The organism is Gammaproteobacteria bacterium, assembly GCA_011682695.1.
Taxonomy (GTDB): domain Bacteria; phylum Actinomycetota; class Acidimicrobiia; order Spongiisociales; family UBA4744; genus BMS3Bbin01.
In genome coordinates, this window is sequence record JAACED010000093.1 from 1 (window position 1) to 9593 (window position 9593).

10 protein-coding genes, 5 tRNA genes and 1 other RNA gene are annotated in these 9593 nt (G+C 63.5%); 8 read left to right on the top strand and 8 right to left on the bottom strand.

All coding sequences use genetic code 11. The features are described from left to right. Positions 1-78: 78 nt before the first annotated feature. An RNA gene (gene ffs, locus GWP04_11910) (signal recognition particle sRNA large type) lies at positions 79-345 on the bottom strand. Between the two features lie 160 nt (positions 346-505). Further along, positions 506-596 (bottom strand) — tRNA-Ser (locus GWP04_11915). 58 nt (positions 597-654) lie between these two features. Between GWP04_11915 and GWP04_11920 the strand changes: the two genes are divergently transcribed. Beyond that, entirely contained in the window at positions 655-1857 is a 1203-nt protein-coding gene (locus GWP04_11920; GenBank protein NIA26259.1) for an arginine deiminase, read from the top strand. 42 nt (positions 1858-1899) lie between these two features. Beyond that, the gene (locus GWP04_11925; protein NIA26260.1) at positions 1900-2820 is read left to right on the top strand and encodes a hypothetical protein; all 921 of its coding nucleotides are present in this window, start codon (positions 1900-1902) and stop codon (positions 2818-2820) included. A gap of 133 nt (positions 2821-2953) precedes the next feature. Here GWP04_11925 and GWP04_11930 read toward each other — a convergent pair whose 3' ends face one another. Continuing rightward, a complete protein-coding gene (locus tag GWP04_11930) occupies positions 2954-3385 on the bottom strand; it encodes a tRNA-specific adenosine deaminase (protein NIA26261.1) in 432 nt (143 codons plus the stop codon). Between the two features lie 50 nt (positions 3386-3435). On the opposite strand from GWP04_11930, the gene GWP04_11935 reads away from it, so the two are divergent. From GWP04_11935 to GWP04_11945, 3 genes are all read left to right on the top strand, one after another. Beyond that, positions 3436-3526, top strand: a tRNA-Ser gene (locus GWP04_11935). Between the two features lie 83 nt (positions 3527-3609). Next, positions 3610-3698 (top strand) — tRNA-Ser (locus GWP04_11940). A gap of 23 nt (positions 3699-3721) precedes the next feature. Continuing rightward, the gene (locus GWP04_11945) at positions 3722-4018 is read left to right on the top strand and encodes a hypothetical protein (protein ID NIA26262.1); all 297 of its coding nucleotides are present in this window, start codon (positions 3722-3724) and stop codon (positions 4016-4018) included. Here GWP04_11945 and GWP04_11950 read toward each other — a convergent pair. Then, a complete protein-coding gene (locus tag GWP04_11950; GenBank protein NIA26263.1) occupies positions 4005-5159 on the bottom strand; it encodes an aminotransferase class I/II-fold pyridoxal phosphate-dependent enzyme in 1155 nt (384 codons plus the stop codon). The two genes, GWP04_11945 and GWP04_11950, sit on opposite strands and share 14 nt — an antisense overlap. A 66-nt stretch (positions 5160-5225) precedes the next feature. Here GWP04_11950 and GWP04_11955 point away from each other — a divergent pair, with 66 nt between their 5' ends. Next, positions 5226-5516, top strand: coding sequence for a hypothetical protein (locus GWP04_11955; protein ID NIA26264.1), 291 nt, complete (start codon positions 5226-5228; stop codon positions 5514-5516). Then, positions 5478-5569, top strand: a tRNA-Ser gene (locus GWP04_11960). The genes GWP04_11955 and GWP04_11960 overlap by 39 nt, the downstream gene beginning before the upstream one ends. A gap of 25 nt (positions 5570-5594) precedes the next feature. On the opposite strand, the gene GWP04_11965 is transcribed toward GWP04_11960, so the two are convergent. Then, positions 5595-7304, bottom strand: a complete 1710-nt coding sequence (locus GWP04_11965) for a phospho-sugar mutase (protein ID NIA26265.1) — start codon at positions 7302-7304, stop codon at positions 5595-5597. A gap of 122 nt (positions 7305-7426) precedes the next feature. Between GWP04_11965 and GWP04_11970 the strand changes: the two genes are divergently transcribed. Next, positions 7427-7501, top strand: a tRNA-Arg gene (locus GWP04_11970). A 35-nt stretch (positions 7502-7536) separates the two neighbouring features. Here the strand turns inward: GWP04_11970 and GWP04_11975 are convergent. The 3 genes from GWP04_11975 to GWP04_11985 all read right to left on the bottom strand — a co-directional run bounded on the left by GWP04_11975 (position 7537) and on the right by GWP04_11985 (position 9351). Continuing rightward, positions 7537-8676 (bottom strand): tyrosine-type recombinase/integrase, encoded by a 1140-nt coding sequence (locus GWP04_11975; GenBank protein NIA26266.1) that lies wholly within the window; start codon positions 8674-8676, stop codon positions 7537-7539. Positions 8677-8770: 94 nt separating this feature from the next. Continuing rightward, the gene (locus tag GWP04_11980) at positions 8771-8962 is read right to left on the bottom strand and encodes a helix-turn-helix domain-containing protein (GenBank protein ID NIA26267.1); all 192 of its coding nucleotides are present in this window, start codon (positions 8960-8962) and stop codon (positions 8771-8773) included. Positions 8963-9186: 224 nt separating this feature from the next. Then, positions 9187-9351 carry a hypothetical protein gene (locus GWP04_11985; GenBank protein ID NIA26268.1) on the bottom strand — a complete coding sequence of 55 codons (165 nt, stop codon included), beginning with the start codon at positions 9349-9351 and terminating at the stop codon, positions 9187-9189. Between the last annotated feature and the right edge of the window lie 242 nt (positions 9352-9593).

Here is a 9593-nt window from a genome sequence, read left to right on the forward strand (position 1 = left end):
GTCCAATTCCATCCGTCCAGACTACCGAGCGCCAACATGTGGCTGTCCGTTGGCTGACAGCCGTGGGCCGAGAAGTGATCGTGCCCCTGCCGTCGACCGCCGGTCCCCCGGCGCGTTCCGAGTCGTTGGCTCCAGTCAGGCAACCCTGCGGCACCCAGGGCGGCCCGCTTAGGGCTGCTTCCTTCCGGACCTGACCCGGTTCACGGTGCCCTGCCGCGCAGGACCCAACGTTCAACGCTACGTGCCCGGTGCTGCCCGAAAGACAGATGGCCTCGGGCAGGGTATTCGGCCCCGCATAGAGAGGGTTTCGGGTTCAGGGCACCCCTAGCGCCCCGCCTAGCACGATCACCGGTGATGGTAATCGAGTCTGAAGGATGCCAGTTCGGCGAAAGGAGAGGGCTTCGAATCGCGCGGGTACACGTCATCGACCTCGGCTCGTTCCTCGGCGAGCCCGCTTCCCCCCGAGGAGGAAGGAGAACGAAGCCTGCGAGCGGCCGTCCTTCAGCGGAGGGAGAGGGATTCGAACCCTCGAGGGCGTGGTAACACCCTACGGCATTTCGAGTGCCGCGCACTAGGCCAGACTATGCGATCCCTCCGGCAGCCGGAGATTGTACCGTTGCGGCACATGGTTCCGTCCTCTGTGAGAATGAGTGCATGATTCGCTCTGAAACAGGACGGCTCCGCACGGTCATCGTCCATCGACCAGGCCTCGAACTGGAGCGGCTGACTCCTTCGAACAAGGACGAGCTGCTCTTCGACGAGCTGATCTGGGTGGAGAAGGCCCAGGATGAACACGACGCCTTTGCTGCGACCTTGGCCAACGCAGGGATCGATGTCCTCTATCTGACAAGCCTTCTCGAAACGGTCCTGAGCGACGGCAACGTCGCCGAAGCGTTCATCTCCGATCAAGTCGGCGATGACCTCTGCGGGCGCCGGCTGGCAGGCAGGGTGAGGGGATTCCTGGCCGACCTGGACACCGGTGCTCTGGTGAGCCATCTCATCGGGGGTGTGACCTTCGGAGACGTTGGGGAGACCGACGGTCTGGTGGCAGCGTTGCATGGACCCGACGACTTCGTACTTGCCCCGATCCCCAACGCCGTGTTCATGCGGGATTCTTCCGTGTGGATCGGAGACGGGGTGATCTTGAGCCCGATGAATCGCATCGTCAGGCGGCGAGAGACTGCATTGCTGAAACTCGTGTATCAGCATCATTCACGGTTCGCCGGGGCGCCGATCTGGTTCGGAGATCGGCCGGGAGACCACTTCCCCGCATCGGTCGAAGGTGGCGATGTCCTTGTTGTGGGAGAGCGAGGTTTGGCGGTCGGCATATCGGAACGAACGTCCCCATCGGGGGCAGGGGCCATGATCGCCAGATTGTTCGAAGAGGACGCCGTAGACCGGGTCCTGGCAGTGGAGTTGCCGCAGGGAAGGGCAACGATGCATCTCGATACGGTCGTGACCATGGTCGATGGTGATGCCGCCGTGATGTATCCGAGGATTCAGGCCCGTGTTCGGTGTTTCAGAGTGACCCCGGGACCCGATGGCCACCCGAAGACTCGGGAAGTTGCCGGTCTGGCCGAAGGGCTCGCATGGGCCGCCGGCATTGCTCGGATGCGGGTGATCGAACCGGCGCTGAGGGAGGCAGAGGCAGATCGGGAGCAGTGGAACGACGCCAACAACACCTTTGCGATTGCTCCGGGCGAGGTCGTCGCGTATGAGCGTAATGTGGTGACCAACCGGATTCTCGAGGATGCCGGGGTGACCGTGCACCGCATTCCGTCCTATGAACTACCCCGGGGGAGGGGTGGACCGAGATGTATGACGTGTCCGGTGGACAGGGAACCCATCGTGGAGTGAGCCGATGTTGAGATTGGGTCACCAAGGAAGGAGAGGTGCGTCATGCGCCGAGTGATCATTGTGGCGCTCGCCCTGGTGGGAGCGAGCTGCGCTGTGGGGCCGAGCGTCCAACCGACCACGACTTCGGCGGTCCCGGCCTCGGTTCCCCCCTCGACAACACCCGAGACGACTTCGACGACATCGCTCCAGACGACTTCGACGAGTGTTCCCGACGAGAGCCACGTGACCGTCTACTTCCTGCTGGACGACGTCGGTGAGGTCAGCCGCCCCGGTCCATCACTCGTGCCGGTCGATCGGACTGCTCCGGACGACGGCCTCGCTTCGGCGTTGGGAGTCCTTCTCGAGGGACCGATGCCGGAGGAACGCCAGGCGGTGCCCGCGATGAGCTCCACGATTCCGGTCGGAACCGAACTCCTCGGGGTCTCGGTTGCCGACGGAGTGGCCACGGTCGACCTGTCGGGAGAATTCGAGTCGGGCGGCGGTTCCTTTTCGGTGGAGGGGAGGCTCGCGCAGGTGGTGTTCACTGCGACCAGGTACGAGCAAGTCGACTCGGTGATGTTCAAAGTCGACGGTGAACCGGTCAGCACGTTCTCCAGCGAAGGTCTCGACCTGGAAGGAACCCGGAGTCGAGCCGACTTTCTGGATTTCCTCCCGCTGATCTTCCTCGACCAGCCGACCTACGGGGGCGTCTTGGGGAATCCTGCCCATCTCGAAGGGATGGCAGCCGTGTTCGAAGCAACGTTTCAAGCGGCAATCACGGATGAAGAGGGACTGATCATTGCGGAGCCGCCGTACCTGATGGCCACCAACGGAGTGGGCTGGGGAACGTTCGGCACGGCGATCCCTTATGACGTCGATGCACCGCAGTGGGGGAGTGTGATCGTGTGGGAGGACTCGGCGAGAGACGGTTTTCAGATCAACGTTCGCGAGTACCCGGTGTGGCTTACGCCGGCAGATAGCTGACAGCCACCAGCGTCGATCTGCCGACGAAGAGCTGTCAGCCAGAAGTAGCGTCACTCGCCCCGCTGTCTTGCATCACCTCATGCCTGCGATGCCAAGTACGAAGTACGCAAGAAGCGAGCGAAGCGAGCCCTGGTCAGCGGCGTGAACGGAAGAACTCCGACAGCAGTGCAGCACTCTCGTCGGCCATGACTCCCGCCGTGAGTTCACACCGATGGTTGAGGCGGGCATCCTGAGGGATGTTGTAGAGGCTCCAGGCCGCCCCTGCCTTCGGGTCGGGAGCGCCGTAGACGATCCTGTCGAGCCTGGCCCACACTGCGGCGCCTGCGCACATCGGGCACGGTTCCAGCGTTACGACGAGGGTGAGCCCGTTCAGACGCCAGTCGCCCCGTTCTTGCGCCACCGTCGAGATGACCAGCATCTCGGCGTGGGCGGTCGGGTCGGATCGCTGGACCGTCCGGTTGTGGTCGGCGGCGATGATTTCCCACGCCGTGTCGATGATGATCGCTCCGACGGGGACGTCGTCATGACCCGTGGCTTTCGACGCTTCCGAGAGGGCGGCGCGCATCGCCGCGTCGAATCCGGTGTTGCTCATCACCCCTACACTATGGGAACTCAGGAGGGATCGCATAGTCTGGCCTAGTGCGCACGCCTGGAAAGCGTGTAGGGGGTTCACGCTCCCTCGAGGGTTCAAATCCCTCTCCCTCCGCAGAGACGCCGGGCGGTCGCGCCGCTTCGTAGTTCGCACCTAGTACTTTGTAGTCCGTGCGGCGGTGGCACCGTCGTCGCGTTGGAGGGATGGCCGAGCGGACGAAGGCGGCAGTCTTGAAAACTGCTGAACCCGGTTACGGGTTCCGTGGGTTCGAATCCCACTCCCTCCGCGACTGACGAGAGAGGATCCGAGATGATCATGCGTATGTGGCGTGGCTGGACCCGACCCGCGGATCGGGAGGCATACGCCGAGTACATCTTGGGGACCGGCATCGCCGAGTACAAGGCGACCCCGGGCAACAAGGGCGCCTATCTGGTGAGCCGGCCTGACGGCGACCGAGTGGAGTTCCTGACCGTCAGCTTCTGGGACTCGTACGACGCCATCGGGGCGTTCGCCGGGACTGACATCGACCAGGCTGTGTTCTACCCGGAGGACGACCGCTACCTCGTCGACCGGGAGACGACGGTCACGCACTTCACCGTACACTGATCGGGTCTATCGAACCGCCTCGGTAAGGCGCCGCGCCGCCTCTTCGAATGTCGGTCGGCGCCGCAATCGTCATCCTGGCGAACCCGGCACCCTCCCTTCCAAACCAGTGGCCCGGGCTCAGAGCGAGTCCGGCACCGGTGATCCACCGGGCGAGCTCCGGCACGTCGAGACCGAGTGCCCGGAAATCGAGCCAGGCGAGATACGTCGCCTCTGGTTGGATGAGCCGGATGTCGTCGGGTAACTCTCGAGCGAGTAGCTCGAAGTTCTCACCGGCGAGTTCGAGGAGTTCGTCGACCCAAGGTCCCGCGGTGCGGTAGGCGGTCTCGAAGGCGACCGTGGCGAACACGTTGTTCCGGGTGAGGTGGAACCGGGAGCTGTGTCGTCGGAATCGGTCCGACAGGTCCCGATCGTCGGTGATGAGCAGCGTGTCGCAGATACCGGCGAGCCCGAAGGTCTTGACAGGGCCGTGCGTGGCCGCCCAGGACACGCCGGTTCCGGCGGCGGACACAGCGAAGGGGGTGAACCGGCTCTCCCCGAGTACCAGGTCGGCGTGGATCTCGTCGGCGATGACGGCAACATCATTGGTGGCACAGATCTCGGCGACGGATCGGAGTTCGGATTCCGTCCAGAGCCGTCCGACCGGGTTGTGCGGGTTGCAGAGGATGAGCAGCTTCGCATTCGGGTTGGCGGCTTTCGCCGTGAGGTCGTCGAGGTCCATCCGATAGCGGCCGGCGTGGAGCGCGAGTGGGTTGCGAACCACCTGGCGGCCGGCGGACACGATGAGCGGCTTGAAGTCGGTGAACACCGGTGGCTGCAGGATCACGCCACTTCCCGGTTCGGTGAGTATATCGATGAGCACACCGATGGAGGTGCCGACGCTCGGGCTGACCGATGTGGCGAGGCCGGCGCCGTCCCAGCCGTGGCGGGCACTCATCCAGTCCCAGAAGGCACCGATGACGCTGTCAGGTCTGGTCTCATATCCGTACCAGCCGGCACGTGCCCGGTCTTCCATGGCGGCGACAATGTCTGGGGAGAGGGGAAGGTACGGTTCGGCGATCCAGAGTGGAAGCAGGTCGTCGGCCGTTCCGAAGAGTTGGACGAGTCGTCGAGGGTTCGGGGCCAGTTCCCGTCCGGTCATCATCGGCGTGCCCTCCGGTTCCTCATGTCGGCCTCCGCCGATAGCGTCTTCGTACGATACCGTTGGCGCATGGAACCACGTTGGCTGGATGATATGTCGGAGGTGACGCCGCGTTTCAACAGGGCAGTGCGGATCATCGCGCTGATCCTGGTCATCGCCCTGATCCTGCTGCTGGTCGTCCCGGCCGTGATCCGTATGTCACGCCCATCGCCACCGACGACACGGCCAGGGATCGTGGCGAACACCTCCGTCCTGGCCGGTCCGGTGTGGGTTTCCAACCAGGTACAGTTACCCGTACGTCCGGCATGGCCGGGCGAACCTGGAGAGGTGGCCGAGCGGTCGAAGGCGCTCGCCTGCTAAGCGAGTAGGGGGCTAATACTCCCTCGAGGGTTCAAATCCCTCCCTCTCCGCCAAGAAGCCCGGCAAAAGCCGGGCTTCTCACGCGAGCCCTACGAATGCCGCTGCAGCCTCGGCGATCCGAGTTGCAGCCTCCAAGGCGTCCTGCTCCACGTCCGTCACCGAGTCGTCTGGACCAAGGTGTGCACGGAGATCGACGTAGATCTTCAGCTTCGGTTCGGTTCCACTCGGTCGAATCAGCACTCTGGCATCGCCGTCGAGGTCGAAAGCGACGAGGGGGGTCGCTCCCAGCCAGCGCGGCCTGCGGTCGGCTCCGACTCGAAAGTCCGTTGCTCCTAGGACAGCTCGGCCGTGGAATTGACCGGGGACCCGTTCCTCGAGCAGTGCCATCGCCGCATCGATTTCTGCGATGCCTTCCGCTCCCGGGCGCACGATGCTCTTCTGGGTGCTCACCCACAGGCCATGATTGCGATACAGGCGTTCCAACCGGTCGAGCACGGTGATGCCTTCTGCACGACAGGCCGAGGCGAGGTCTGCGAACACGACGGCTGCGCTGATGCCGTCCTTGTCACGGACGGCACGGCCTACCGAGTATCCGAGTGCCTCCTCATATCCGAAGGCAAAGCGGCCGGTGCCTGCCGCTTCGAGGTCGAGAGCGGCGTTCCAGATCCACTTGAAGCCGGTGAGCGTCTGATCGAAATGGGCGCCGTGGTGCTGTGCGATGGAGGCGAGCATCGGTGAGGACACGATGCTCTCGATCACCATCGGGCGATCCGGGTCGGGCCAGCGCTCGAGAACGTAGTCGGCCAGCAGACAGCCGATCTGGTTGCCGGTGAGCCCGCCCCAGGTTCCATCGAAGGGAAGGGCGACAGCGAGACGGTCGGCGTCCGGGTCGTTGGAGAGGATGATGTCGGCATCGGTGCGCTCCGCCAAGGCAATAGCGAGATCGAGAGCGCCGGGCTCCTCCGGGTTGGGGAAATGCGTGGTCGGGAAGTGTCCGTCGGGTTCGACCTGTTCGGGGACGGGTGCGACATGGCGATAGCCGGCTCGGTGCATCGCCTTTTCGAAGAAACGCCAGCCCACGCCGTGCATCGGCGTATAGACGATCCGCAGGTCCTGTTCCGCTCTCGCGTTGCCGCGAGCCTCTTGGAGATCTGCCAGGTAACGATCGAGGAGATCGTCGGGGATGCGCTCGACGCCGTCCGCGTGGAACGGGTCGTCGTGACGGGGCACCTCGACGGCAGGCCCCACCCGGTCGATCGCCGCGGCGATCTCCGTGTCGGTCGGCGGCACGATCTGCACGGCGTTGGATGCGTACACCTTGTAGCCGTTGTAGTCGGCCGGATTGTGACTCGCGGTGATGATGATCCCGGCCTGCGCGCCGAGCACCCGAGCGGCGTATGCGACGATCGGAGTAGCGACCGGGGCGTCGAAGTACTGCACGGGGACTCCGGCTGCCGCCAGGACGGCGATCGTGTCTTCGAGGAACTGCGGACTGGAGAGTCGAGCGTCCCTGCCGACGACGACCAGACCCGGGTTGTTGGCGAGGACGTGGTCGGCGACGCCGCGGGTTGCCCGGATGATGACGGCACGGTTCATCCGGTTGGAACCGGCGCCGACGATGCCTCGCAGGCCGGCCGTGCCGAATTCGAGAGTGCCGTGCATGCGATCGGCGAGGTCGTCGAAGTCGCCGGAGTCGATTACGGCCTGAAGTTCCTTGCGGGTCGCCGGATCAGGGTCACCGGCGATCCACGCGGCGGCAGTGTCGAGGAGATCGTCGAAGGTGGTCATGGGAATAGCGTAATGCCCGTTCTCGTGACGCTTGACGGGGACTATTCCCGTGAGCCGTCACCAGAACGGGAAGTTTCCGTTTTCGGTCGGCCCGACTACCTTTACAGGTGCCTCGAAGGCATGCGCCCGTAGCTCAATTTGGATAGAGCGTCTGACTACGGATCAGAAGGTTGGGGGTTCGAGTCCCTCCGGGCGTGCTACCGAAATCCCTTGTGATCACAGGGGATTTCGTCTATTCGGCTGTGAGCGCCACAACGTCTGGTCCGCATTTGGTCCGCATTTGGTCCGCGAGAGCCTGACTCCGCACCGCATCCAATGCTGTCGCCAAGGCCTCCGAATCGGACGGAAACAGGTGCCCGTATCGGTCCATCGTCACCGAGATCGACGAATGACCAAGGTGAACCTGGATGGCCTTCGGGTGCGCTCCCTGGGCGATGAGCAAAGATGCGCACGTGTGTCTCAAGTCGTGAATCCGGAGTCCATCGGGGAGACCCGCGCCAGCCACCGCCTTGTACCAGACCTGGCGACGGAAGTTGGAGTTGCGGAGTGGCTGTCCTTGCAGCGACGTGAAGACCAGCGCATCGGGATGCTCGTCCACCCGGTGAGCGAGGTGTTCAGCCAAGAGGTCACGGAGGAAGTTGGGGACCACGATCATCCGCGTGCGGTACGTCTTTGTGGAGCCAAAGAGAATCTTGCCCTGGGCCTCCGACAAGGACTCGGCTACCTCGATGCGTGATCTCAGTAGTTGGCACCGCTTGCGACGTAGCGCTGCCGTCTCACCCCATCGGAGTCCCCCGTAGGCCAGCAGATACACAAGCGTGGCATAGGGCTCCCGAATCTCGAGCGCAAGACGCTCAACTTCCTCGGCCGACAAGAAGAGCATCTCAGGATCGGCCTGGCGGGCGACTTTCACCCCAGTCACAGGGTTGGCGACCAGGTAGCCGGCTTCAACGGCCAGCTTGAGCATGCTGTTGAGCACCTGCCGAGCCTGTCGCACCCCAGAGTGGCCGAGACCAGAGGCCTGGAGATCGGCCACCCATTCCTCGACCGCCATACGGTCGACGTGACGCAGCTCGAAACCTCCGAAGGTGGGCAGCACATGAGCGCGCAGGTTGGACTTGTAGCCGACAAGGGTCTTCGGCTTGAGGTGGGCCTTGGTGCGAAGCCACCGGTCGGACCATTCGGCGACCGTCGTCTTGGAGAGTCGGGGGTCTGTCCACTCGCCTCTCAGTTTGTCGGCCTCCACGATGACCGAGAATCGATCGGCATCCGACTTCCGGAGAAAGCTCCGGGCTCGTTCTCGACCCGTCGGGTCTCGGTAACGCACCTGCCACGGGCGGCGCCTCCCGGGTCGGTGCTGGATATGGGCCATTCTCGTACCTCCTTTCGCGTCCCTGCCTATCCAAGCGCATTCGTCACGGCCGCGTGGTGGTTACGTGTACTCGCAACTGGTATGGGGCATTTCATCAACGTACTCTTTCCAGGAGCTGGTTGTTGATCCACTCGTCGACGTCACTTTGTCGGTAGCGGAGGTGTTTGCCGGCTCGGAAGCCGGGGGGTCCTTCTCCGCGGTAGCGCCAGGCGTAGAGGGTCGCGACGGGGACGTCGAGGTAGTCGGCGAGTTGTTGGGCTGAGAGCAGCGGATCGAGGTTGTTCATTGCCCGAGTGTGCGATCGGACCCTTTCATCTCGTTGCCATTTGGGTGTCAACAGGCCTGTCAGTGGGCTGCTATTTCGGCTGTTTCGCCTGGTCAGTGGGTTCTTTGGAAATGTTCGAAACCAGCGCACACCGGTTCGCTCCGTGGCTGTCGGCGGTGCGGTTGGAGGGTTGCTGAAACTCTGGTGAGAGGGTTTCTGACACTCTGGTGACAGGGTTGTTCTGTCTACTGGCTGTCATGGACCCTGTCTTCAGCGTCGAGCACCGCAAAGATCGGAACGTGACCGCTGGCCTGGCGTTCGTCTGGACGGATCTCTGGAACCCACGCATCGAAACAGCGTCGGCGACGATCCCGGATACGAATCGGGAACGGACCGAACCAGCGTTTCACGGCCAGTACGGATTCTCAACAGCTGCTGAGGGCGAGATCACCCGATCTATCACAACCACGATCGATGAACACCAAGACCTGATCGACCGAGACGCCCCGACCAGGATCGACCGCTTCCAAAACCAAAGTCCTTGGCGACACACGCATCTGCAACGAGTTGCTTTCGGTTCACGGGTCTGCCGCTGTGGGGGTGGCCGGTGTTGAGTTTGGCCAAGGCTGCCAAGGACTATTACCTGCGCAAG